Source organism: Caulobacter sp. DMC95 (assembly GCF_056313785.1).
Genome location: NZ_JBQUZP010000003.1, coordinates 151772 through 174336, shown reverse-complemented (window position 1 = coordinate 174336; position 22565 = coordinate 151772). Strand labels below are relative to the sequence as shown.

22 protein-coding genes and 4 pseudogenes are annotated in these 22565 nt (G+C 68.4%); 6 read left to right on the top strand and 20 right to left on the bottom strand.

Annotated elements, in window-relative coordinates; all coding sequences use genetic code 11:
- Positions 1–35: 35 nt before the first annotated feature.
- Both pseG and ACT53N_RS08845 read right to left on the bottom strand, forming a co-directional pair.
- The gene (gene pseG, locus ACT53N_RS08850) at positions 36–1019 is read right to left on the bottom strand and encodes a UDP-2,4-diacetamido-2,4,6-trideoxy-beta-L-altropyranose hydrolase (protein WP_476063558.1); all 984 of its coding nucleotides are present in this window, start codon (positions 1017–1019) and stop codon (positions 36–38) included.
- Positions 1016–1732: a cytidylyltransferase domain-containing protein gene (locus tag ACT53N_RS08845; RefSeq protein ID WP_476063557.1), complete on the bottom strand. Its 717-nt coding sequence runs from the start codon at positions 1730–1732 to the stop codon at positions 1016–1018. Before ACT53N_RS08845 ends, pseG begins: the two co-directional genes overlap by 4 nt.
- A gap of 159 nt (positions 1733–1891) precedes the next feature.
- On the opposite strand from ACT53N_RS08845, the gene ACT53N_RS08840 reads away from it, so the two are divergent.
- The gene (locus ACT53N_RS08840; RefSeq protein ID WP_476063556.1) at positions 1892–3847 is read left to right on the top strand and encodes an ATP-binding protein; all 1956 of its coding nucleotides are present in this window, start codon (positions 1892–1894) and stop codon (positions 3845–3847) included.
- A 2-nt stretch (positions 3848–3849) separates the two neighbouring features.
- Here ACT53N_RS08840 and ACT53N_RS08835 read toward each other — a convergent pair whose 3' ends face one another.
- The 3 genes from ACT53N_RS08835 to ACT53N_RS08825 all read right to left on the bottom strand — a co-directional run bounded on the left by ACT53N_RS08835 (position 3850) and on the right by ACT53N_RS08825 (position 5035).
- On the bottom strand, positions 3850–4590 hold the full coding sequence (locus tag ACT53N_RS08835) for a hypothetical protein (protein ID WP_476063555.1): 741 nt from the start codon (positions 4588–4590) through the stop codon (positions 3850–3852).
- Positions 4591–4698: 108 nt separating this feature from the next.
- Complete coding sequence (locus ACT53N_RS08830; RefSeq protein ID WP_476063554.1) at positions 4699–4812, bottom strand: hypothetical protein; 114 nt, start codon at positions 4810–4812, stop codon at positions 4699–4701.
- 58 nt (positions 4813–4870) lie between these two features.
- Entirely contained in the window at positions 4871–5035 is a 165-nt protein-coding gene (locus ACT53N_RS08825) for a hypothetical protein (protein ID WP_476063869.1), read from the bottom strand.
- A gap of 67 nt (positions 5036–5102) precedes the next feature.
- Here ACT53N_RS08825 and ACT53N_RS08820 point away from each other — a divergent pair.
- A pseudogene (locus ACT53N_RS08820) lies at positions 5103–5218 on the top strand (hypothetical protein); the annotation flags it as partial.
- A gap of 21 nt (positions 5219–5239) precedes the next feature.
- Here the strand turns inward: ACT53N_RS08820 and ACT53N_RS08815 are convergent.
- The 8 genes from ACT53N_RS08815 to ACT53N_RS08780 form a co-directional block, all read right to left on the bottom strand.
- Entirely contained in the window at positions 5240–6397 is a 1158-nt protein-coding gene (locus ACT53N_RS08815; RefSeq protein WP_476063553.1) for a mitochondrial fission ELM1 family protein, read from the bottom strand.
- Positions 6398–6511: 114 nt separating this feature from the next.
- Complete coding sequence (greA, locus tag ACT53N_RS08810; protein ID WP_476063552.1) at positions 6512–6985, bottom strand: transcription elongation factor GreA; 474 nt, start codon at positions 6983–6985, stop codon at positions 6512–6514.
- 154 nt (positions 6986–7139) lie between these two features.
- The gene (locus ACT53N_RS08805; protein ID WP_476063551.1) at positions 7140–8744 is read right to left on the bottom strand and encodes a methyl-accepting chemotaxis protein; all 1605 of its coding nucleotides are present in this window, start codon (positions 8742–8744) and stop codon (positions 7140–7142) included.
- Entirely contained in the window at positions 8741–9097 is a 357-nt protein-coding gene (locus tag ACT53N_RS08800) for a hypothetical protein (RefSeq protein ID WP_476063550.1), read from the bottom strand. Before ACT53N_RS08800 ends, ACT53N_RS08805 begins: the two co-directional genes overlap by 4 nt.
- A 155-nt stretch (positions 9098–9252) precedes the next feature.
- Positions 9253–9849 carry an OmpA family protein gene (locus ACT53N_RS08795; RefSeq protein WP_476063549.1) on the bottom strand — a complete coding sequence of 199 codons (597 nt, stop codon included), beginning with the start codon at positions 9847–9849 and terminating at the stop codon, positions 9253–9255.
- A complete protein-coding gene (locus tag ACT53N_RS08790) occupies positions 9846–10472 on the bottom strand; it encodes a hypothetical protein (RefSeq protein WP_476063548.1) in 627 nt (208 codons plus the stop codon). Before ACT53N_RS08790 ends, ACT53N_RS08795 begins: the two co-directional genes overlap by 4 nt.
- 182 nt (positions 10473–10654) lie before the next feature.
- On the bottom strand, positions 10655–11083 hold the full coding sequence (locus ACT53N_RS08785) for a VOC family protein (RefSeq protein ID WP_476063547.1): 429 nt from the start codon (positions 11081–11083) through the stop codon (positions 10655–10657).
- A 64-nt stretch (positions 11084–11147) separates the two neighbouring features.
- Complete coding sequence (locus tag ACT53N_RS08780; protein WP_476063546.1) at positions 11148–11810, bottom strand: glutathione S-transferase family protein; 663 nt, start codon at positions 11808–11810, stop codon at positions 11148–11150.
- 71 nt (positions 11811–11881) lie between these two features.
- Here ACT53N_RS08780 and ACT53N_RS08775 point away from each other — a divergent pair, with 71 nt between their 5' ends.
- A complete protein-coding gene (locus tag ACT53N_RS08775; RefSeq protein WP_476063545.1) occupies positions 11882–14128 on the top strand; it encodes a methyl-accepting chemotaxis protein in 2247 nt (748 codons plus the stop codon).
- Positions 14129–14172: 44 nt separating this feature from the next.
- A pseudogene (locus tag ACT53N_RS08770) lies at positions 14173–14277 on the top strand (hypothetical protein); the annotation flags it as partial.
- Positions 14278–14328: 51 nt separating this feature from the next.
- Here ACT53N_RS08770 and ACT53N_RS08765 read toward each other — a convergent pair.
- The 3 genes from ACT53N_RS08765 to ACT53N_RS08755 form a co-directional block, all read right to left on the bottom strand.
- Positions 14329–15429: an HPP family protein gene (locus ACT53N_RS08765; RefSeq protein ID WP_476063544.1), complete on the bottom strand. Its 1101-nt coding sequence runs from the start codon at positions 15427–15429 to the stop codon at positions 14329–14331.
- A gap of 79 nt (positions 15430–15508) precedes the next feature.
- Positions 15509–16210: a DUF998 domain-containing protein gene (locus tag ACT53N_RS08760; RefSeq protein ID WP_476063543.1), complete on the bottom strand. Its 702-nt coding sequence runs from the start codon at positions 16208–16210 to the stop codon at positions 15509–15511.
- Between the two features lie 146 nt (positions 16211–16356).
- The gene (locus ACT53N_RS08755) at positions 16357–18084 is read right to left on the bottom strand and encodes a M20/M25/M40 family metallo-hydrolase (protein WP_476063542.1); all 1728 of its coding nucleotides are present in this window, start codon (positions 18082–18084) and stop codon (positions 16357–16359) included.
- Positions 18085–18492: 408 nt separating this feature from the next.
- Between ACT53N_RS08755 and ACT53N_RS08750 the strand changes: the two genes are divergently transcribed.
- Both ACT53N_RS08750 and ACT53N_RS08745 read left to right on the top strand, forming a co-directional pair.
- A complete protein-coding gene (locus tag ACT53N_RS08750) occupies positions 18493–18738 on the top strand; it encodes a flagellar basal body rod C-terminal domain-containing protein (RefSeq protein WP_476063541.1) in 246 nt (81 codons plus the stop codon).
- A gap of 48 nt (positions 18739–18786) precedes the next feature.
- Positions 18787–18906 (top strand): annotated as a pseudogene (locus ACT53N_RS08745) (endonuclease domain-containing protein); the annotation flags it as partial.
- On the opposite strand, the pseudogene ACT53N_RS08740 reads toward ACT53N_RS08745, so the two are convergent.
- The 4 genes and pseudogenes from ACT53N_RS08740 to carA all read right to left on the bottom strand — a co-directional run.
- Positions 18877–19058, bottom strand: a pseudogene (locus tag ACT53N_RS08740) (hypothetical protein); the annotation flags it as partial. The pseudogenes ACT53N_RS08745 and ACT53N_RS08740 sit on opposite strands and share 30 nt — an antisense overlap.
- 24 nt (positions 19059–19082) lie before the next feature.
- A complete protein-coding gene (locus tag ACT53N_RS08735; protein WP_476063540.1) occupies positions 19083–20123 on the bottom strand; it encodes an alcohol dehydrogenase family protein in 1041 nt (346 codons plus the stop codon).
- Between the two features lie 13 nt (positions 20124–20136).
- Positions 20137–20874 (bottom strand): SDR family NAD(P)-dependent oxidoreductase, encoded by a 738-nt coding sequence (locus ACT53N_RS08730; RefSeq protein WP_476063539.1) that lies wholly within the window; start codon positions 20872–20874, stop codon positions 20137–20139.
- 198 nt (positions 20875–21072) lie between these two features.
- Positions 21073–22239: a glutamine-hydrolyzing carbamoyl-phosphate synthase small subunit gene (carA, locus tag ACT53N_RS08725; protein ID WP_476063538.1), complete on the bottom strand. Its 1167-nt coding sequence runs from the start codon at positions 22237–22239 to the stop codon at positions 21073–21075.
- Positions 22240–22565: the final 326 nt, after the last annotated feature.

Genomic DNA, 22565 nt, shown 5'->3' with positions numbered 1-22565 from the left:
ATCGGCGCGGATAGGCGACGATACGGAGGGGGCGCTTAGAGCATCCCCAAAACCGCCTCCGCCACCCGCTCGGCCCCGCGTCCGTCGCAGACCGTGGCGCTGGCGGCCGACAGCGTCGCGCGGTGGGCGGGATCACCGATCAGGCTCCGCGCCAACGCGACAAACGCCGTCTCGAAGTCCGCCGCGTTCACGTCCAGACACGGGGTCACGCCCGCCGCCTCCAGGGCCCGGGCGGCGGCGATCTGGTTGTCGGCGAGGACCAGGGTCAGGGCCGGCAGGGCCAGGACGCAACGCTCCCAGGTGGTGGAGCCGCCGGCGCCGATGGCCAGGTCAGCCTCCAGCACCAAGCGCGGCATGTCCTGTGCGTCGATGTGCAGCACAAGGCGCGGGTCTTCGGCGGCCAGGGCGCGCAGGGCCGGCAGGCTCGGCGCGGCGGCGCCGACCACCAGGTCCAGGGTGATGTCGTCTAGGATCGGCGCCAGCAGAGCGACCACCCGGCCGGTGATCCCGCCGACGTCGGTCATGCCCAGCGACACCAGGATGCGCCGCACGGGACCTTGCTCGGCGCGGCGGGCCAGCGCGGCCTCGCGCAGGGCGACGAAGGCCGGGCGCACCGGCGCGTGGTTCGGACCCAGCAGCAGACGGGCGTGGGCGGCGACCAAGCCTGAATAGTCTTCGGCCCGCCGCGCGGGCCCAGCGTCCAGCACCAGATCGGCGGCCAGCGGCCGGTCGGCCAGGTCGTCGATGACGAGGGTGGGACGGCCCGCCGCGATCCCGCGGTGGTCGTCGGCGCACAGGGCGTAGCTGTCGAACACCACGGCGTCGAAGGGCTGGGGGGTGTCCGTCCGCGCTATGTCGGGGCCGAAGGCGTCCAGCACCGCCGCGACCTCCGGCGTGTCGAGGAACGCGCACGCCGCCCCGCGCGCCGCTAGCGCCCGCGCCAAGGTCAGGGACCGCATCACGTGGCCCCCGCCGATGCTGGGGCCGGCCGCGCAGACGAAGACGATCCGCCGCGTCATGCCCGGCGGTCGCCGCCGTAGTCCTTCAGGTCCGGCCGGCTGGCGACGAAGGCGCGGATGTCGTCGGAGGTGAAGGCGCGGTTGGTCGGATAGAGCGCGTCATAGACCGCCGCGACGAAGGCGTAGTCATCGGGGCGGTCGACCGTCCAACGCACGGCGCCTTGGTCGGGGAAGCACGGCAGCCAGGCGCAGTTCCAGCGCTCCGGCTGGTTCCACAGGTCCCAGGTGACATGCTCGAAGGCTTCTTTGGTGGTCGCCTCGGCGGCGGCGCGGCGCAGGGCGGCGGCGGTCATCACCTCGACATCGGTGCCCTTGGGGTGGGCGTGGCCTTCGGGGGTGTTGCTGACATAGTCCGCGCCCTTGGACAGACAGAGGTCGATCGTCGCGTCGATCAGGCTCGGATCGGCCAGCGGGCAATCTGCGGTCAGGCGCACCACGTGATCGGCCGGATGGGCGTCCAGCGCGCCGATGAAGCGCTGCTGCACGTTGTCGAGCGAGCCGCGGAACACCGCGATCCCCTCACGGCGGACGGCAGCCTCGATGGCGTCGTCCTCGGGCCGGTCGGAGGTGGCGACGACCAGCTTGTCGATGCGCCTGGAACGCGCGACGCGCTCGATCTGCCGCACGATCATCGGCTGGCGCTGGAGGGGCATCAGCACCTTTCCCGGCAACCGGGTGGAGCTCATGCGGGCCTGGAGAATGGCGAGGATCATCCGCTGATTTCACGCGGGTTCGGGGGCGGGGGCAAGGGGGCGCGGGCGTGGCTTCTTCGCGGGACAAATCGCCGCATCGCCAGCTTCGAGGCGTCGCGTTCAACCTCGTTAAGGTCCTTTGTGCGCTTGCTAGTCGAGTCGCACACCCCGCGAGGCTTCATGAACGCCGCTAGTCCCGTGGACACACTGGCCGTCGACGCCGCGCTGCAGGAGGCTTTCGAAGCTGCTCCGGAGGGCTTCGCGCTGTTCGACGCCGAGGATCGCTGCGTCATCTGGAACGCCTGCTACGGCGAATTGTGGGGCCGATGGGGCGTCACTCTGACTGTGGGGGCGAGCTTCGAGAGCCTGCTGCTCGCGGGTCTGGCGGCGGGGCGCTATCCCGAGGCCAATGGCGACCGAGCGGCCTGGCTGGCTCACCAGCTAGGCCGGCGAAAGCTGGATCGCATCGAGGAGATCCGTGAGGAGTTTGGCGAATACCTCCGGTTTGAAAGCCGACGCACGCCCGCCGGCGGGCTGATCACCACCTGCTCCAACCTGACCAACCTGCGGCGCCGGGAGGCCCAGGCCCTGGCCGCGCGCAGCTTCCTGGACACCATCGTCGAGCACACCCCGGCCATGCTGTTCGTCAAGGACGGCGACACGGGCAAGTTTCTGCTGGTCAACCGGGCCGCCGAGACCCAGCTGGGCGTGCCGCGCGGCGAGCTTCTGGGGAGCAGCGACTACGACTTCTTTCCCAAGGAACAGGCCGACGCCTTCGCCGCCGCCGATCGTCAGGTGATCGACAGCGGTGAACTCTTCACGATCGACGAAGAGCCGCTGGATACGCCCCATAGCGGCCGCCGGTGGCTGCACACCCGAAAGATCGCGATCCCGGGCGAGGACGGCCGTCGCCACCTGCTGGTGATCTGCGAGGACATCACCGAGCGCAAGGCCAGCGCCGTGGCCCTGGCCGAAGCCCTGCAGAAGGCCGAGGCGGCCAGCGTCGCCAAGAGCGAGTTCCTGGCCAATATGAGCCATGAGATCCGCACGCCCCTGAACGGGGTGATCGGCATGGCCGAGGTGCTCAGCCGAACCGCCCTGGACGACGCCCAGCGCGAGATGATGGAGGTGATCCTCAACTCCGGCCGGGCGCTGAACCTGCTGCTCAGCGACATTCTCGATCTGTCCAAGATCGAGGCCGGGGGGCTGGAGCTGTCGCAAGACCCGCTGGACCTGCGCGAGGCGATCACCGCGGCGGTCGCGGTCTTCAAGGCTGTTGCGGAGAGCAAGGGCCTGGCCTTCCAGCTGACCTTCGCCGACGGCTTCCACGATCAGGTCCTGGGCGACGCCCTGCGCATCCGGCAGATCGTGGCCAACCTGACCAGTAACGCCGTAAAGTTCACGACCTCTGGATCGGTGATGATCGAGGCCCGGACCCTCGTCGCGCCCGACGGGCGGATCGACCTGAACGTCAGCGTCCAGGACACCGGCGAAGGGTTCGACAGCGCCATGGCCGACCGGTTGTTCGAGCGGTTCCAGCAGGCCGACGGCTCGGTGACGCGCAAGGTCGGTGGCACGGGACTAGGGCTGCCGATCGCACGTCGCCTGGCCCGCCTGATGGAGGGGGATGTTTCTTGCGCGGCCCAGCCGGGCGGGGGCGCCACCTTCGTTTTCGAGGCTCGCTTCGCTGCGGACGGCCGCTCGCCCCAGCCGCAACCCGTTGATCCCCGCGGCGAGCAGACGCTGGATCGGCGTCTGCGAGTATTGCTGGCCGAGGATCATCCCACCAACCAGAAGGTGATCGAGTTGATGCTGGCCGAGGCCGCCGACGTCGTCGTGGCCGTGGACGGCCGGGCCGCTGTCGAAGCCTATGAAAACGACGCCTTCGACGTGGTGCTGATGGACACCCAGATGCCGGTCATGGACGGACTGGCCGCCATCGCCGAGATCCGCAGACGCGAATACCAGGCGCAAGCGCGGCGCATACCGATCATCTCTCTGACGGCCAACGCCATGCCCCATCAGGTCCAGGCCTGCCTCGAGGCGGGCGCCGACCTGCACCTGGCCAAGCCGGTCAGCATCCAGGGCCTCTTCGCCACGCTCAGCGCGGCGTTGGAGGGGCGTCCGGCGGAGTAGGGCTAGAAAGCAGCCAGGCGAGCGGCCTGTTCCGATGGCAGGGAGAGAATGCCCCTCAGATAGGCCAGCGCCGAATGACAGCGGACATCGTCGGATTGCTGGCGGGGCGCGCCTTGGCTCATGGCTTGCAGCCAGTCAGGGTCGCCACCGATCTTCAGAAACGCCGTCCTGGCCGCCTCGCGGTCTTCCGCCGAGGGCGCTGCGCGGTTGACAGGATTGGCCTTGCCCTTCAGCGCGAGCGTCAGCCGATTTTCGCCTTCAAGCGACAAGCGTTTGACGACTGTGGGCGTCAGCGTCTTGACGGACTCCGCGCTCACGCCACCGAGCTCGACGGCCTCGTAGCAAGCGCGGGCGCTGACGGTGCGCATCTGATCGATGGCTTCTGTCTGGCTTCGAAGGAAGCTCAATAGCGCCGGGGTTGGCGCCTGTTTCACGTAGGGCTCAACCCGGCGGCGGATATCGGAGCCAAACTTGTAGGCGCGCTGGTTTAGATCATTCGCTGAGGCGCCGGCCTTGCGCGCCGTGATCATCTCGGTCTCGAAGGCGAGATAGTCCTCGGGATAGGTCTGGCGAACAAGCGACATCAGGTCTTCGGCGCCCATATTGCTGGATTGGGCGCGAAAGGCCTCACGTTCGGCCTCGCTGATCGACGCCGGAGCCTGGGATGGCGCGGAGGTCTGGGCGGAGGCCGTCGTGGCCGCCGTCAGCACGACAGCAGCGAAGAGCGCTAGGCGAAGCCGCATGGAATTTTCTCGAATAACAACCCTGAGGCGTTTTAACGGCGCAGCGCCCCGCTGTCAGCGAAGTATCGATAAATCCACGACACCTTTTTGGGGGAAAGGGTCCGACGGCTATCGAGGCGGAGCCTTCTGGTGCGGCTTTGCTCGCATCGAGAGCCAGAACACGCCGTAGGCGGCGGCGACGAACACGAGACCGATCAGGACGACTTGGATTACCGGGTCCATTCAATCCTCCACGCGCGACAAGATGTAGTGGAGAAGCCCCGCAAGACAACGAAGCCGATCAGCGCGCCCAGGAAGCTGATCCATCGCAGCTCGCCGCCGACGAGAGGCTGCAGCAGAGCCGAAACCAGGAAAGCGACCGCCACCGTGTTGCAGGTGGCGGCGAACGCCTTGCGCCACTCATTGCGGGCGGCTTTGCCAATCGCGCTGCGGGGCTCGAGCTCAACCATGTCGCGAACATTGCAAGAACATTCGCGCCGCCGCAACCGATAAAAACGCCGATTTTAGTTGGTGTGTGGGGCGCGTTCGGCGGGGAAATCCTCGTCCTTCGACAGGCTCAGGATGAGGATTTTGAGCGCGCTGAATCGACAGTCGTCCTCACCCTGAGCTTGTCGAAGGGCGAGGACGCCCCCACGATCTGACAAGAAAATCAGGCCTTCGGCTTGGCCGCCCGGGACTTGCGGGTCTTCGGCGCGGCGGGGGCAGCCGACACGGCCGCCTCGGCGCCAGGGCGGGCCTTGGGCTTTGGCTTTGGCTTCACCGCCGCCGCCGGTTCGACCTCCGCTGCCGCCTGCGGAACCTCCACCCCGATCCTGGCCAGCACCTCGCGCGCGGCGCGGTCGGTTTCGTTGACGGGCTCGTAGGTCCAGCCGTGGAAGGCGCCGCCATAGGGGCGGGCTGCGCCCTGGCGTTCCAGCTCCTCGTGGAACATGCGGAACTTCAGGCTGGAGCCGTCCATCTTGAGCACGAACACCGGCTTGCCGGTCGAGGCCGCCTCGGTGGCCATGTTGGTCGAGTCCTCGGTGACGAGGATGTAGTCGGCGCCCGCCAGGAACGCGAAGTAGGGATTGGGACCTTCACCGTTCCAGACCATGCCGGGCAGGTGGCGCAGGCGGGCGGTCATCAGGGCGCGGGCCGTCTCGGGCGTCCGGCGCGAGAAGGTCATCAAGAGGCTGCCGCCGTCCTGCTCCAGCGGGATCTGGATCGAGTGGGCGATCTGGGCCGCCCGTTCGCTGGAGAGGTCGAAGGCCTTGGACTTGCCGCCCACCAGCACCGCCACGCGCGGATGCGGCAGCGGGTCGATGATGGCCTTGAAGGCCTCGTACTCGGCCGCGAGACGCTGCGGCGTCACCCGGTGCGGCGAACCGGTGATCGGAAAGATGTTGTCGCCCGACATCCGGTCGTGCTTGGGCGGGATCACCAGGTCGAACATGTGCGGCGGCACGCGCGGGTCCTGAATCTGGACCACGAAGGTCTTGTCCCCCGACCAGCGCTTGGCGCGGATCGATAGGGGCAGGGTGGCGCGGCCGGCGGCGATCCACAGGTCGGGCCAGTCGTCCGGATTGCGGCTGTCGGGAAGGCCGCTCTCCGGCGTCAGCCAGCGCTTGGGCAGGAGGTTCAGCCACCAGGGCAGGCGGCCTGTGTTTCCCTGCCAACCCACCCGTTTGACCGTGACCTCGCAGGGAACCAGACGCGCGAGCGCTTCGGACAGGCCCACGACCTGGGCCTCGATGCCGGCGCGACCGTCCGACACCGCCCATACCTTGAGCGGCGACGTCTTCGACGGGGAAGGTCCAGCCTTGGTCAAGTCATCGATCTCGGACGCAAGAAGCGGGCGAACATAAAACGAAACAAGGCCGCTAAGTTAGCGGCCTCGCTCCGTTGAACCCGACTTGTGGCGTTGCTGAGGCGGAAGGCCGCCTTACAGCCACTCCACCTTGAGGATCTCATAGGCCTTCACGCCGCCGGGCGTGTTGACCTCGACCACCTCGCCGACTTCCTTGCCGATCATCGCGCGCGACAGCGGCGAGCTCAGCGAGATGCGGCCCGACTTCACGTCGGCCTCGTGGTCGCCCACGATCTGGTAGCGCGCCTCTTCCTCGGTGTCCTCGTCGACCACCGAGACGGTGGCGCCGAACTTCACCTGCTTGCCCGAGAGCTTGGACACGTCGATGACCTGGGCGCGGGCGATCTTGTCCTCGATCTCAGCGATCTGACCTTCGATCCAGCCCTGACGCTCCTTGGCGGCATGATACTCGGCGTTTTCCGACAGATCGCCGTGCGAGCGCGCCTCGGCGATCGCGGCGATCACGGCCGGTCGTTCGATGGTCTTCAAACGCTTCAGTTCTTCGTCGAGGGTCTGATACCCACCGACGGTCATCGGCACTTTTTCCATTGCGGATTTTAGCTCGGACGCCTTGGGAGGAAAGTCTTCCGGTCGCGGGCGCGCACAACCGGGGGCTGGGAGGATAGGCGCCCGGTTCCGCTAACGCAAGGGGGCCAAGCTTGGCGTTTGATCTGGAGCCTCAAACGCGCCCGGCGCCCCTGGCTCAGGCCACCCGCCGCGAGGCCTGTTCGATATGGCCCCGAGGCAGGTCGAACTGGCGCACCAGCTCGGCCAGCTGCGCCGCATCGGTGTTCAGGGTCTGGGTGGCGGCCGAGGTCTCTTCGACCATGCCGGCGTTCTCCTGCAGCACCTGATCCATCTGGTTCACCGCGCCGTTGATCTGGGCCAGGCCGTTGGCCTGCTCCTGGGCCGAGGCGGCGATGGTGCGGACCAGACCGTCGATCTCGGCGATCTGGGCGACGATCCGTTCCAGCGCCTCGCCGGTGCGGCCCACCAGGTTGACGCCGGCCTCGACCTGCTGGGTCGAGTTGGAGATCAGCGTGCGGATCTCCTTGGCGGCCTCGGCCGAGCGTTGGGCCAGGGCGCGGACTTCCTGGGCGACGACCGCGAAGCCGCGACCCGCCTCGCCCGCGCGGGCGGCCTCGACCCCCGCGTTCAGGGCCAGAAGGTTGGTCTGGAAGGCGATCTCGTCGATGACGCTGATGATCTGGCTGATCGACTGCGAGGACTCCTCGATGACGGTCATGGCCGAGACGGCCTGCTCGACTACCTCGCCGGAGCGACGCGCGTCTTCGCGAGCGCGGCTGACGACCTCGGCGGCCTTGTTGGCGCCCGTCGCGGTCTGGCCGACCGTGGCGGTGATCTCGTCCATCGCCGCGGCGGTCTCTTCCAGGCTGGCGGCCTGGCGTTCGGTGCGGCGCGACAGGTTGACGGCGGCGTCGGCGATCTGGTCGGCGCCGGCGCGCACGCCGCTGGCGCGCTGCTCGATCACCGAAAGGGCGTCGGCCAGACGGCTGGCGGCGGTGTTGAAGTCGCTGCGCAGCGGTTCATAGGCCTCGGCGAAGCGGTCGGTCAGGCGCAGGGTCAGGTCGCCGCGCGCCAGGTGCGAGAGGCCTTGGCCGAGGGCGGCGACGGCGTCGTCGCGCTGGGCGGCCTCGCGCTCGCTGGCGGCGGCGGCGCGGGCGCGGGTTTCTTCCTGCTGGCGATGAGCGGTCTCGGCGGCGTCGTTGGCGGCGCGCGCCTCGCCGACGGCGTCCTCGGCCTTGGCCCGTTCGGAAGAAGCGATGGCGAACATGTTGTTGACGCTGGCGGTGACGGCGATCAGGGCGCCGGCCTCGATGATCAGGATGACCGCGTGAACAATCACTCGGGCCAGATTGGCCGAACCCGGGAACACCAGGCTGGGCGCCAAATAGGACAGGCCCAGGTGGTGCACCGCGACGGTCGCGGCGGCGGCGGCGATGACCACCCAGTCGCAGTAGACCACGAGCAGGGCCAGGGCGGCGAAATAGGCCATGTGCATGTCGACCTGCCAGGCGTGACCGCCCTGGGCGGCCACCAGCAGCGACACCTGCGCCATCAACGCCACGCCGACCATGGCGCGCCCGCCCGAACCTTCACCGCCGAACTTCCAGGCCAGCGTCGCGCCGATTGCGACCAGCACGGCGGCCAGCGCCACGCCCAGGATCGGCTCTTGCACGGCCAGGCGCGCGCCCAACACGATCGGAACCATCAGCCAGGCGAGGGCGATGATCAGCTTGCCGCCGACCTTCCGTTGGGCGTCGAGGCTGGAGAAGGTGATGTTCATGACTCTACGGGCTCCGAAGCCGGACGCGCGCAGGCGCCGGCGAGGGCGGGATCAAGCAACAGAAGCGCGCCGGCGGTCTTGGCGCGCTGGTTCAGCGTGGCGGGGTCGCCGCGCAGAATGACGATGAAGGACGCGCCGCCGGCGCCGGCGATATCGCCCGCCGTCCCGGCCGCGCCGACTACGCGGGCGGCGTCCCACCAGGGGGGAAACACCGCCGCCAAGCGCCCGGGCGTGCGCGGCTGAGCGTCGACGGCGACGGCCGCGAAAAGACTCAGGATTATGCCTAAGGTTGAGAACACCAGCGGCCCGACAACCGCGGTGAGGCGGCGGGTCGTCGGGGCTTGAATGCTCACGGGGCGCGATCTCCAAGGGACAGGCGGATTAACCGCACGATCCTTGTGGATAAAATCCGCCATTAGCCTTTTTAGACGGTTAATTTCCGTCAACGGCGGCGCTTGGTCGCAGCGCTCGACCTAGCCTTGATCGAGGTCAAGATCGGGCGCGCGCCTCAGTCGCCGACCCTGATCTCGGCACGACGGTTCATGGGTTCGGGGACCTGGTCGCCGGTGGCGACCGCAGGCTGGCTTTCGCCCTTCCAGTCGACGGTGATCGTCAGGAGGGAGGCCCCTTGCGCAACCAGCGCGTCGGCGGTGGCCTTGGCCCGTCGCTCTGAGAGCCCGAGATTGTAGGCGTCGTCGCCGGCGGTGTCGGCGTGGCCGATGACCAGCACCCGGGTCGCGCCGCTCTGCGCGGCGTAGGCGGCCGCCGCGTTCACCACCTCCAGTCCGGTCGGGCTCAACACGCTCAAGTCGAACTCGAAATAGACGATGAATTCTCGCGACGTGACGGGCGGCGGCGGCGGCGGCGGCGGCGGCGGAGGAGGCGGAGGAGGAGGAGGAGGAGGAGGAGGAGGAGGAATTGGAGGCGGTGGCGGAGCGGGCGGAGGTGTTGGCCCGTTCACGACCGCGCCGACGATCTTCTTGGCGCATTCGATCGGTCGAACCAGGCAGGAACCCAGTTTCTGGAGTCCGGTTTCGGCGCGGGCGGCGGAAGGCGTGCTGAGGGCCAGGACGGTCGCGAAGAGCGGAACCAGCACTAGTCTCATACCGCTTTCCCTTCGATCCGGCCGATCAAGGCGACGAGTTGCACCAGGATGATGAAGAGCGACACGCCTGCGGACGCCACCGCCACGCGCCAGCGCGCCAAGGCGCCGTATCGGCTGAGCATCCGCGGGAAGTAGATGATGGCGACGGCCAGCTGCACCGCCACCGCGCCGAAATAGGCGTAGCCCAGGTGGGCCCGGCTATTGTTGTCCAGGTCGACCCAGAACCACGACAGCTTGTTCATGACATAGGCCGCATAGCCGCCCAGGGCGTAGGCCACGGGCATGACGGTCAGGGTGACCAGCAGCGGCGTCATGAAGTCGACACCGGACCGCATCACCACCAGCAACAGATGCAGAAACAGCGCGATCGCCAGCCAGTAGGCGAATTTCACGAAGAGCTCGATCGCAAAGGTCTGCGCGGTCAGGTCCGTCTCGGCGACGAACTTGTAGCTGAGAAACAGGCCGATCGAGGCGCTGATCAGCGCATAGATGACGATCTTGCCTTCGGGGTTCTCGACATTGGTGGTGGGTTCGCTGCGTTTGCGGCGAAAGAAGTCGAGCAGGTACAGCAGGTATTCGCGCGCGTACTTTTCGGCGAAACTGAGCGCTCTCTCCAGATCCATGCCCGCCCTCGCGCCACGACGCAGAACGATGTTACGTGAATGCGAGGCGGATGCAACTCAGTGTCGCATCGCCCGGGGGACTGGTCGGACAGGCGCCATCGAACGGGTGGAAGCGCTCTAACCCTCTGGAATCACTGTCGGTCTGGGCGAGGGCGCGCCTCGCCCAGACCGAGCGCGCGCCGTCAGCCTTCCTTGGACGTCGTATTGATCATCCACGGAATCCCGAACTTGTCGGTGAAGCTGCCATAGCCCGGCGACCAGAAGGTCGCGGCGAAGGGCATGCCGACCTGGCCGCCTTCAGACAGGGCGTCAAATACGCGCCGGGCTTCGGCCGGATCATCGGTGTGGAAGGTGACGTCGAAACCGTTCTTGGGCTTGTCGATGTTGGGCGCGAACTCGGGCGGCATGTCCGCGCCCATGATCGACTGGTCGCCCACGTCCAGCCAGGCGTGCATCAGCCAGTCCTTGTACTTGGGGTCCATCGGCGGGCCGTCGGGCGGACCTTCGCCGAACGGGTAGGCGGCCGTGATCTGGCCGCCCAGCACCTTGGCGTAGAACTCAAAGGCTTCGCGGCATTGGCCCTGGAAGCTGAGACTGGTGACGATCTTCATGGCGTTTCTCCGCTCTGTTCGTCCAAGCTAGCCGGGGCGCGTGACGGTTTCTGGCAGCAGGCGCTCAGGCGTAGTCATAGGGGCCGCCACGCTCCAGGGCCCGCTGATAGGCCGGGCGGGCGTGGATGCGGTCGAGGAACGCCTTGATCCGGGGGCGATCGGCCGCCCCGGCGCGCTGGGCGGCGGCTTCCAGCGGGAAGCTCATCATGATGTCGGCGCCGGTCAGCTGCGCGCCGGCGAACCAGGTCGACTTGCCCAGCTCCGTCTCCCAGTAGTCGATATGGGCCTTCACCTGCGGGTCGACGAAACCCTTCAGCGCCCGGCCGGCGATCGACTTGACCAGGCCCCTCATGAGACCGGGCGCACGATCGGGCAGGGCGGTGAACACCAGCTTCATCAGGAGCGGCGGCATGGCCGAGCCCTCGGCGTAGTGCAGCCAGTAGGTGTAGCGCAGGCGCTCGGGCGTGCCGGGCGTCGGCATCAGGCGGCCGCCGCCATACATGGCGATAAGGTACTCGACGATCGCGCCGGTCTCGGCCAGCACCGTGTCGCCGTCGGTGATCACCGGGGACTTGCCCAGCGGATGGATCGCCCGCAGTTCCGGCGGCGCGAGCATGGTCTTGGCGTCGCGCTGGTAGCGCTTGATCTCGTAAGGATGGCCCAGCTCCTCCAGCAGCCAAAGCACCCGCTGGCTGCGTGAGTTGTTGAGGTGGTGGACCACGATCATCGAAAGCTCCCCATTTTGGATAAGGCGTCGGGGGACGATGGGGCGGCGTTCAAGTTTCGGCAAGATTTACCATGCCTTCTCACGCCACAGTAGAGTTGGGGGGCGTAAGGATGACCGGAGCGTTCAAGCGCTTGTCTCTGGCGGGGAAGCTGATGGCGGCCGGGGGCGGAGCCCTGGGCGCGTTGCTGATGGCGGCTTCGCTGCTGATCACCTGGAGCAGCAATGTCGCGGTCCGCGATCTGGCCGAGCGCTACGCCGCCAGCATGACGGGCGAGAGCGCTCAAGGCGTCAAGACCGACCTGGACGCCGCCGACGCGGTGGTGCGCGCCTCGGCGGCGCTGTTCGCGGCCAGCTATGAGGCCGGACAGCGGGATCGCGCGGTCTACATGGCCCAACTGAAACCCGTCTCCACGGCGGCCGACGCCATGCTGGGCGGCTGGCTGATGTTCGAACCCAACGTGCTGGGCGACGACGCCGCCTTCGCGGGCAAGACCGAGCTGGGCTCGACCGCCAGCGGCCGCTTCATCGGCTACTGGGTGCGCGAGGGGCAGGGCGTGGCGATCTCGGGCGGTGAGGACGGCGAGTTCGACGAGGACTTCTACAAGACCAGCTTCAACAGCGGCCGCCCCGCCGTGATGGAGCCCTATTCCGACAATGTCGCCGAAGGCGGCGGCCAGAAGCAGGTTCTGATGACCTCGATCACCTATCCGGTCATGGCGAGCGGACGGCTGATCGGGGTGATGGGCGCGGATCTGGCCCTGGACGATATCGCCGCGCGCCTGAACGCGCTGAAGCCCTTCAACGACGGGCGGGCCATGCTGGTCTCTCCGGCCGGCCTGTGGGTCTCGCACCCGGACGCGGCCTTGCGGATGAAGCCCTACGCCGATCCGGGCCTGGACGGCGTGCGCCAGGTGATGAGCGACGGCAAGCCCGCCGTCATCGCCGGCGTCACGATCAACGGCCAGAAGGCCCAGCGTCTGGTTGCGCCAGTGCGCCTGGCCTCGGGCGCGACCTGGGCCATGGTGGTGGATGTCAGCGAGGCGGCCCTGCTGGCGCCTGCGCGCCGTTTGGCCCTGGGTCTGGCGATCGGCGGCCTGGTGCTGCTGGCCGCCGCCCTGGGCGTTCTGGCGGTCGCCTCGCGGGCCCTGATCGCCAGGCCCCTGCTGGCCTTGCGCGAGACGGTCAAGGGTCTGGCCGAGCATCGCTATGATCGCCCGGTCGCCGAGACCGAGCGCGCCGACGAGATCGGCTCAATCGCCCGCGCGCTGGAGACGTTGCGCGTCGAACTGGCCCGCGCCCAGGCCCTGCGGGACGAACAGGACAGTCTGCGCCGCGCCGCCGACGCCGATCGCGACCGGGCCGCCGCCCTGACCCTGTCGATCGACGAGCAGACCGACGTGGTCAGTCAGGTGGGCGAGGCTCTTGCAGCCGTGGCGGCGGGCGACCTGTCGCGCCGCATCGCCGGGCCGTTCGCGCCGGTCTACGAGCCGCTGCGCCGTGACTTCAACACCGCCGTTGAGAGTTTGGAGCAGGCGATCGGTGAGATCGCCGAAGCCGCCGACGCGATCGGCGCTGCGGCTGACACGCTGTCGACCGCCTCTGGCGATCTGGCGCGCCGCACCCAGCGGCAGGCCCTGGGCCTGCAGCGCGCCGCCGGGTCGCTGGACGCCGTCACCGGGGCGATGGGCGGCGCGGCCGCTGACGCCGACGAGACCCGGCGCCTCGTCGCCTCTGCGCGGAGCGAGGCCGACCAGGGTGGCGCTGTCGTGGGCGAGGCGGCTGAAACCATGGGTCAGATCGACGCCTCGTCGCGCCGGATCGGCGACATCGTCGGCCTGATCGACGAGATCGCCTTCCAGACCAACCTGCTGGCCCTGAATGCGGGCGTCGAGGCGGCGCGGGCGGGCGACGCGGGGCGGGGTTTCGCGGTGGTGGCGCAAGAGGTCCGGGCTCTTGCCCAGCGCTCGGCGGAGTCCGCGCGGCAGATCAAGGGGCTGATCAGCGAGTCCGGGACCAGCGTCCAGGCTGGCGTGGCGCTGGTGGAACGCACCGGCGCAGCGCTGCATAGCGTGGCCGGTCGGATCGTCGGCGTCGACGCCGCCGCCAGCCGCATCGCCGAGTCGCTGCGCGAACAGGCCCGCGATCTGGCGATGGTCAACGGCGAGGTCGCGGAGATCGAGCGTTTCACCCAGGAAAATCTGACCATGGTCGAGAAGGCCAGCCTCGCTGACGAGGCGCTGGCCGGGCAGGGCGCGCGGCTGATGTCGCTGGTCGGCCGCTTCCGCCTGGGCCGCGGCGCGATCCGGCGCGCGGCTTAGGTGGCTGATTTCGCCTAAGGCTTTATTCGCATTGGGTGGGAGCGGCGTTCTGGTGGCCGTCCTCGCCCTTCGAGAAGCTCAGGGTGAGGACGACTGTCAGCTTCGGCTCGCACAAAATCCTCATCCTGAGCTTGTCGAAGGACGAGGATTCCCATCCGAACCCGCGCCAGCACCTACCGCCAAAGCCCGGGGCTGAACACCTAAGGCGTCGCGCCCACCACGGCCTCGACCACGTGGGCCCGGTAGAGCACGGCGATCAGGTCGGTCTGGGTGATCACGCCCACCAGGCGGCGCTCGGCGTCGACGACCATCGCCTCGTGGACATGGCCGCCGGACAGGATCGGCAGCAGCGCCGCGATCGGCGTGGACTCCCGAACTTGGTGGACGAACGGATCCAAAGCCGCCTCGACCACCCCGTCGCGATGGGCTTGCAGCTCTGCGCGTCGCGCCATGCCGATGACCCGGCCCGCGGCGTCCACCACCGGGGCGGCGCGAAGGTCGTGACGTTGCAGGAAAGTCAGGGCGCTCTCGGCCGACTGGTCGTGTTGCAGCTTGACCACGTCGCGGGACATCACGTCGCCGCAGCGGATCTGCGCGTGCAGGCGCTGGGCCGCCGACAGCTCGACCTGGCGGAAGAGGGCGTCGAGGTCGTCGCGGCTGACGTCGAGCAACTCGCCATAGCGGGCCAACGCAGTGTCGAGGTCGATCGGGCTGTAGCCTATGCGGGCGTCAGGCGTGGGATCGCGCGTTTGATGCGGACTGGCGGCCGGCGCGGGCGCCCGGTGAGGATAGGAGTGACGGGTCAGCCGTCCCCAGGCCATGCCGGCCAGGACCAGAAGCCCTGAGTCCAGCGCCACGGGATTCAGCGCGAACAGATAGCCGGCTTCCGCCACCTTGGGGCCGCCGATCACGCAGATCAGCGCCACGGCTCCGCCGGGCGGGTGCAGGCAGCCCAGCAGCATCATGGTCGCGATGGCCAGTCCGACCGCGAGCGGCGCGGCGATCACCGGGGCCGGGATCAGCAGCGCGACCGTCACCCCGACCAGGGCTGAGACGATGTTGCCGCCCAGCACCGACCGCGGTTGCGCCAGCGGACTGGCCGGCACGGCGAAGACCAGCACCGCCGACGCGCCGATCGGCGCCACCAGCAGCGGAAATAGCCAGTCGCCGTCGCCGACAGCCAGGCGGCCCAGCAGTCCGGCGAACAGCAGGCCGAGCAACGCGCCCAGGCCGCCCCGGACGGCGTCTTGCGGGCGCATCGGGGTCTTGCCCCGCAGCAGGGTCAGCAGAGGCGTGGTCATTGGCGGGCTCTTAAGCCGCGCCGCGCCCTGGGTCTCGCCGTTTTTTGTACAGGCGGTTCAAGAAAACCAAGGGGCCGTTTCAGGCCGAGGCGGTTTCGATCTCGTCCATGACCGCCGTGCGCCAGCCCTTCTCCAGGGTCCAGGCGGCGATGCCCAGCCACAGCAGGCCAAGGAACGCGTGGCCGCGCTGCCAGTAGCCGACGTCGTGGCCGGTGCGGACGTTCCAGACCCCGGTCAGCAGGGCGAAGACCAGCAGGAGGCCGAAGAACCAGCCCAGCGAGAACTGCGCGAGGCGCCGGTAGTCGGGCTTGCCCCACAGCGCCCAGGCGGCGAACAGCGGCGCGAACTGGATCCCCAGGCCTACGCCGCAAGCGCGGTGCATCGGATCAGGCCAGTGGAAGATGCCGGCGAAGATCGCGCCCAGGCCCGTAAGCGCCACGAACAGACCCGCGAAGGCCGAGACGACCCGTCGTCCGCCGGCGTGCTCCAGCGCATGGGTGAAGCCTGCGCCGGCGAACAGGCCCGCGATCCCGGCGATGACCATGCCGTAGTTGAAGATCTCGGGCATCGGCGCCTCGGGGCCGCCCAGCTCGCTGATGAACTGCGCGCCTGCGTCGAAGCCGGGAAACAGCTGCTGGGCCAGCCACACGTCGGCCACCATCAGGGCCGGCGCGATCACGCCGATCTTCAGGTAGGCGCCGGTGCGGGCGGTCACGCGTGGGGTATCCGGATCACGAAAAAGAGAGGGCGGCAGAATCTCTTCCGCCGCCCTCCGGGTCAATCACTCTCATCCGATTTTCCCGACGAACGCCGGGATCCAGATCTCAAGGCGTTTGGGGTGATTGGAGAAGCGATGCGCTCCTAGAACCAACCCCAGCGCTTTTCCATCTGGGCCCCGACATTCGCCGGGGAGATCGGGATTAAGCCCTACTTCGCCGCCGACGGGTGGCCGGCCGGGGCGAAGGCGCTGCCGAAGAAGTCGCCCTTCTTCCAGGTCGGACGGGCCGGGGTGTTGGCCAGTTCGCGGGCGATCTCGTAGTTCACCAGCGCGAAGCGCGCGGCGGCGTCATAGTCGATCGGCTGCTTCAGGTCGTCGGCGGGGTTGTGGTAGTTGGTCTTCAGGAAGGTCGTGAAGGCCTTCTCGCCGCCGTTCTTGAAGCCGGTCATCAGGAACACCGACGGCACGCCCTGCTCAACGAAGCGGTAGTGATCCGAGCGGGTGAACAGACCTTCTTCCGGAAGCGGATCGCCCGAAAGACCGATGCCGACGCGGCCTGCGGCGCGCTTGACGACGTCGCCGATGGTCGAGCGGTCAGAGCCAAACGCGATGACGTCGCTGAACGGATACAGCAGCACCGGCATGTCGAGGTTCACATTCGCCGCGATGTCGGCCTTCTTCACCGTCGGGTTGTTGGCGAAGTAGTCCGAGCCTACCAGGCCCTTTTCCTCGGCGGTCACCGCCAGCAGGACGATCGAGCGCTTGGGACGGATCTTGCTGTTCTTGAAGCCGCGCGCGACCTCCAGCAGGGTGGCGATGCCCGAGGCGTTGTCGAGCGCGCCGTTGTTGATAGCGTCTTCGCCCGGCTTGACGTTCGGCCGGATCCCGATGTGGTCCAGGTGCGCCGACAGGATGATCGTCTGGGCCTTCAGGGTCGGGTCCGACCCTTCGATGACGCCGACGACGTTGCTGCTTTCGCTCTTCTGGATCTCGGTCTTCAGCTCGATCTTGACCTTGGTGGCCAGGGCGAAGCCCTTGACCGCGCCTTCCGGCTTCTCGGCCTCGGCCATGGCGGCTTCCAGCGAGCCCGCCGCGCCGGCGAACAGCTTGGCCGCGCCGGCCTGGCTCAGCGAGGCCAGCGACGGGGCGCCCGGCGCGCGGATCGCGCCGACGTCCTGGGCGTTGCGCCACACCACGCGCCAGCTCTTCATGCCGGCCACGCCCGCCTTGAACGGACGACGCTTTTCGCCGCTCGGGGTCGACAGGGTGATGACGCCGATCGCGCCGCGCTTTTCGGCTTCGGCGCGCTTGGTGTTGGGGCTGCTCAGGTGAGCGCGCTCTTCGGTCTGGATCGAGGCCGGGGCGCCGCCCAGCATGACGACGATCTTGCCCTTCACGTCCAGGCCAGCGTAGTCGTCGCGGTTGCGGGTGGGGTCGACCACGCCGTAGCCGACAAACACCAGCGGGGCTTCCACCGTCAGGTCGGCGGCCTGGGCCTGCGGCGTCGGCAGAAAGTCTTCGCCGAAGGTGAGGGCGGTCGTCTGGCCGTCGGCGCCCGTAACCGTGATCGCGCCGTCGCCGGCCGGACGGAACGAGATCAACGGTACGCGCTGCAGATAGGCGCCGTTGTCGCCGGCCGGCTTCACGCCCAGCAGGGCGTACTGGGCGGCCACGTAGTTGGCGGCGATGTCATAGCCGCGCGTGCCGGCTTCGCGGCCTTCCAGCAGATCGTCGGCCAGGAAGGCCATGTGCGTCTTGATGATGTCCGCCGACGGCGTGAAATCCGAAACCGGCGCGGCCTTCTTGATCGCCTTCGGAGCCGCCTTCGGAGCCACCTTCTGGACGGCGGCGGGCTGGGCCTGCGTCTTGGCCAGGACCGGTTGCGCGACCATGAGCAGGGCGGCGCTGGCGAGCGCGGCGCGACGGATAAACGACATGACTTGAGACGCTCCTCGGGCGTGTAGCCAAAATTATGATTGGTTCCGGCGGCGAACTCGCCCCATTCCCCCGCGTCGCGGACCCCCAAGTCCGGAACGGCGGCGAACCATGTCGACCCTGTGACAGCTTGTCGAGACGGCGGAGTCTGAACGTTTTGTAATCTTGGGTAGGTTTTTGGCGCGAAGACCGGTGTTATCGCCACGCAGTTCCGCTGCTGTCGCAACCCCAGCATGCGCCAGCCGCCAGAGGGCGGGGCGGCGGAAGATCCCACCCCTCCCGACAGCTCATGCCCGACCCCCGGAGGTTAACGCGTGGCAAAAAACATGACCAAGCCGTGAATTTTACCATTTCTCGTCGCCGGGGCTTAACCCAACCTGTCGGATAACCTTGGGTAAGCAGAGAGGACATTGTCCATGCAGGCCCTATCCATCGCCGCCTCGGGGATGCTCGCCGCCGCCGACCGGCTCAGCGCCAGCGCCCAGCGCGTCGCCGCCGGCGAGCAGCAGGCCGAGAAGAACGCCGAGACCCGTGACGTCGACTACGTCAAGGAGCGCGTCGAACAGATCGGCGCGTCCACCGACTTCAAGGCCAATGCGGCGGTCGTCCGCACCGCCGACGAGATGACTGGCGCCCTGCTCGACATGAAGGTCTGAGCGCCTGAGTTCACAGATCGGGTTCGAGCCCGTCCATCCCTTCCGGACATGTGTCCGGGCGATGGGCTCCGCCCGCCGGACGCCTGCACGCGCCCCCCATTGCAGCGGGCGTCCGGTCGCCGCCTCCCGCTTTGCCCCCTAGTCTTGCGGGAGGCGGCCCCCACTTTTCAACGTCGCGGCCAAAATACCCGACCTCCCCGGCGAATGCCGGGGCCCAGATTCATCCGGATCGGTTTGGGTGAGCGCGCCATACGGCCTTGCCAGCGCTTCGATGACGGCGGGTTCGATCTGGACCCCGGCATTCGCCGGGGAGGTCGGATGACTGGGTAAAGGGGAACAGGCGATCACCCCGGCGTCAGCACCATCTTGAGCGCCCCCGCCTCGCGGCTCTCGAACAGGCGGTAGGCCTCAGCGCCGTCGCTGAGCGCCATGCGGTGGCTGATGTATTTCTCGGGCCGCAGGCGGCCTGAGCGGACCAGCGGGAACAGCGCCGGCAGTTCCTCGGGCACCGAGCAGGTGCCGACCCGGAAGGTCAGGCCCGCGCCGAAGGCGCGCTCCAGCGGGAAGGGAAAGCGCTTGGCCTGCTGTACGCCGATCACCGACACCACGCCGCGCGGCCGCACCAGCCGCAGGGCCGCGTCGACTGTGGCTTCGCCGCCGACCGCCTCGATCACGCAATCTAGCCCGCGCCCTTTCGTGTCCTCGCGCACGCGCGCCAGAGCCTCGTCGGGATGCAGGGCGATCGCGCCGGCCTCTTCCGCTAGGGCCCGGCGGGCGGGCAGGGGATCGATGGCGTAGACGACGTGCGCGCCCATGACATAGGCGCTCTCCACCGCCATCAGGCCGATCGGCCCAAGGCCGATCACCGCCACGCTGGCGCCCGGCCGCACCTCGGCGTTTCGCGCCCCGAACCAGGCCGTGGCCAGGGCGTCGGTCATCATCAGCGCCTGGTCCATCGAGACGCCGTCGGGCACCGGCACGGCGTTCATGTCGGCCGCCGGCACGCGCACGGCTTCCGCCTGCGAGCCCTGCAGCCGCGCGGACAGGCCATAACAGGCGCCCTGGCCGTTCTCGCAGGTCTGGATCACCCCCGACAGGCACGAGCGGCAGCGCCCGCAGCCCACGGCGGCCGGTAGCATCACCTTGTCGCCCACCTTCAGCCGCTGCACGCCGCGCCCGACCTCGACCACCTCGCCGACCGCCTCGTGGCCGACGCAGAAGCCCTGGTCCTCCGAGAAGCCGTGGCCGTGATAGATGTGCAGGTCCGAACCGCAGATCGAGCAGGCGGTGACCTTGACGATGGCGTCGCGGTCCGACTGGGGCGTCGGATCGTCCATGCTCTCGTAGCGGACGTCGCGGGCGCCGTGATAGCGCAGGGCCTTCATTGTTCTTCTCCCTTCAAAGCGACAGACCGCCGTCGACCACCAGGGTGTGGCCGGTGACGTAGGATGCGAGCGGCGAGGCCAGGAACAGCGCCGCCCCGGCCATATCGGCGGGCGTGCCCATCCGGCGCTGCGGGATGGTCGCCAGCGCTCCGGCCAGGCGCTCGGGATTGGCGGTGGTGACCTTGGTCAGCTTGGTTTCGACGAGGCCCGGCGCCAGACCGTTGACTCGCACGCCCTCCGGCGCCCAGGCCTGGCCCAGGGTCTTGGTCAGGCTGATCGCCCCGGCCTTGGAGGCCGCATAGGCCGGATTGCCGATATTGGCCTTCAGCCCTGAGATCGAGCTGACGATGATGACGCTGCCCTGGCTCTGCGCCAGGGCCGGTTTGAAGCGCCGGGCGCAGGACATCAGGCTGTCGAGATTGACCGCCATCACCCGGTCCCAGCCCGGCCGCTCGAACTCTCCGCGCTTGTAGACGACCGTGCCCTGGCACAGCACCAGCACGTCCAGCGTCTCGAACGGGGCAGGAGCGGCGTCGATGGCGTCCGGATCGCCGACGTCGACCTGGGCGTAGGACAGGCCGGAAAGGTCCGACCCATCGGCGGGGTCATAGTCGCCCGCGCTGGCCCGCGTGCCCCAGACGGCGACCTCGGCGCTGCGCGCCTTGAACGCGTGCGCGATCCCGTTGCCGATCCCGCTGGACCCGCCCACAACCAGCACCCGTCTGCCGGTGAAATCGGTGTCGTCGATCATCCCCGCGTCCTCCCTTTTTCAAAGGATAGGCGCGGGTGACGTAGGGGAGGTCAAAACATGAAGATGCTCCCCCGTAATACGGGGGAGCTGTCGCGGAGCGACTGAGGGGGCGAGCTGGGAAAGCGCCGCGTTGGCCCCCTACGGTCCTCTGGGCCACCTCCCCCGCATCGCGGCGGAGGATCTATGAGGTCGAACCGCTTACTTCGCCGCGTCCATCAGGCCCGCAAACCGCTCGAACAGGTACAGGCTGTCCGTCGGGCCGGGCGAGGCTTCGGGGTGGTGCTGCACCGAGAACACCGGCTTGCCTTCCAGGGCGATGCCGGCGTTGGTGCCGTCGAACAGCGAGACGTGGGTCTCCTTGACCGGGGCGGGCAGGGTCGCGGTGTCGACGGTGAAGCCGTGGTTCATCGAGACGATCTCGACCTTGCCGGTGGTCAGGTCTTTCACGGGGTGGTTGGCGCCGTGGTGGCCCTGCTCCATCTTCACGGTCTTGGCGCCGAGCGCCAGGGCCAGCATCTGGTGGCCCAGGCAGATGCCGAACACCGGCTTGCCGCTCGCGACCAGTTTCTGGATTTCCGGCACGGCGTACTGGCCGGTGGCGGCCGGGTCGCCCGGGCCGTTGCTCAGCATGACGCCGTCCGGATTACGGGCCAGGATGTCTTCGGCGCTGGTCGAGGCCGGCACCACCGTGGCGCGGGCGCCGACATGGGCGAGGGCCCGCAGGATGTTGCGCTTGACGCCGTAGTCGATGACCACGACCTCGTACTTGGGCTTGTCGAGCTTGGCGTAGCCTTCCGGCCACGACCACAGGCCCTCGTCCCAGGTGAAGGTCTGGGTGGTCGAGGCGTCCTTGGCCAGGTCGAGGCCTTCCAAGCCGGCCCAGTCCTTGGCCTTGGCGACCAGGGCGGGAAGGTCGAACTTGCCGTCGGGCGAATGGGCGATGACGCCGTGCGGCATGCCGGTTTCGCGGATCTTGCGGGTCAGGGCGCGGGTGTCGACGCCGGCCAGGGCGACCACGCCGCGGGCCTTCATCCAGGCGTCGAAGTCGCCATTGGCGCGCCAGTTGGCCTGGGCGGTCGGGACGTCGCGGAAGATCGCGCCGCGGGCGGCCGTCTCGGCCACGCCGGTGATCTGCTCCAGGTCTTCGGTGTTCGTGCCGACATTACCCACGTGCGGGAAGGTGAAGGCGACGATCTGGGCCATGTATGAGGGGTCGGTCAGGATCTCCTGATAGCCCGTCATGGCGGTGTTGAAGCACACCTCGCCGACCGCGTCGCCGACTGCGCCGCAGCCCACGCCTTGCAGGATCGTGCCGTCGGCCAGGGCCAGAACGCCAGTCACGCCGGGGAGAAGGTCTTGGGACATTCTATGGAGCGCTCCTGAACGCGATCGGGCCCGGAATTGGGCGGTCATTTTCGCAAAAAGACGGCCCCGGGGTAACCCCCGTCCGCCCCCCGCGCGTCGGGGCGTCTTCTTGCAAGAAAGCGGACGGGCTTTGGGCCCGTCCGCCGCGCAAACGGCGCGGTGTCTAGGGCCTGGGGGGAAGGGGGTCAACCCCTGTTGATCACGGGCTTTTCGCGCATCGCCACATTCCCGTGATCGGTGAACGCGCGCCCTCGCGCAGGCCGCGCAAAACCCCTTATGGTGCAAGGCTTCCAAGCTATCGAAGCGCGACGATCACGGGAGAACGG

Bases quoted from the DNA above. Each gene is read 5' to 3' on its own strand.
- pseG (WP_476063558.1), bottom strand. From the start codon at position 1,019: ATGACGCGGCGGATCGTCTTCGTCTGCGCGGCCGGCCCCAGCATCGGC.
- ACT53N_RS08845 (WP_476063557.1), bottom strand. From the start codon at position 1,732: ATGATCCTCGCCATTCTCCAGGCCCGCATGAGCTCCACCCGGTTGCCG.
- ACT53N_RS08840 (WP_476063556.1), top strand. From the start codon at position 1,892: ATGAACGCCGCTAGTCCCGTGGACACACTGGCCGTCGACGCCGCGCTG.
- ACT53N_RS08835 (WP_476063555.1), bottom strand. From the start codon at position 4,590: ATGCGGCTTCGCCTAGCGCTCTTCGCTGCTGTCGTGCTGACGGCGGCC.
- ACT53N_RS08830 (WP_476063554.1), bottom strand. From the start codon at position 4,812: ATGGACCCGGTAATCCAAGTCGTCCTGATCGGTCTCGTGTTCGTCGCC.
- greA (WP_476063552.1), bottom strand. From the start codon at position 6,985: ATGGAAAAAGTGCCGATGACCGTCGGTGGGTATCAGACCCTCGACGAA.
- ACT53N_RS08805 (WP_476063551.1), bottom strand. From the start codon at position 8,744: ATGAACATCACCTTCTCCAGCCTCGACGCCCAACGGAAGGTCGGCGGC.
- ACT53N_RS08795 (WP_476063549.1), bottom strand. From the start codon at position 9,849: ATGAGACTAGTGCTGGTTCCGCTCTTCGCGACCGTCCTGGCCCTCAGC.
- ACT53N_RS08790 (WP_476063548.1), bottom strand. From the start codon at position 10,472: ATGGATCTGGAGAGAGCGCTCAGTTTCGCCGAAAAGTACGCGCGCGAA.
- ACT53N_RS08785 (WP_476063547.1), bottom strand. From the start codon at position 11,083: ATGAAGATCGTCACCAGTCTCAGCTTCCAGGGCCAATGCCGCGAAGCC.
- ACT53N_RS08780 (WP_476063546.1), bottom strand. From the start codon at position 11,810: ATGATCGTGGTCCACCACCTCAACAACTCACGCAGCCAGCGGGTGCTT.
- ACT53N_RS08775 (WP_476063545.1), top strand. From the start codon at position 11,882: ATGCCTTCTCACGCCACAGTAGAGTTGGGGGGCGTAAGGATGACCGGA.
- ACT53N_RS08765 (WP_476063544.1), bottom strand. From the start codon at position 15,429: ATGACCACGCCTCTGCTGACCCTGCTGCGGGGCAAGACCCCGATGCGC.
- ACT53N_RS08755 (WP_476063542.1), bottom strand. From the start codon at position 18,084: ATGTCGTTTATCCGTCGCGCCGCGCTCGCCAGCGCCGCCCTGCTCATG.
- ACT53N_RS08735 (WP_476063540.1), bottom strand. From the start codon at position 20,123: ATGAAGGCCCTGCGCTATCACGGCGCCCGCGACGTCCGCTACGAGAGC.
- ACT53N_RS08730 (WP_476063539.1), bottom strand. From the start codon at position 20,874: ATGATCGACGACACCGATTTCACCGGCAGACGGGTGCTGGTTGTGGGC.
- carA (WP_476063538.1), bottom strand. From the start codon at position 22,239: ATGTCCCAAGACCTTCTCCCCGGCGTGACTGGCGTTCTGGCCCTGGCC.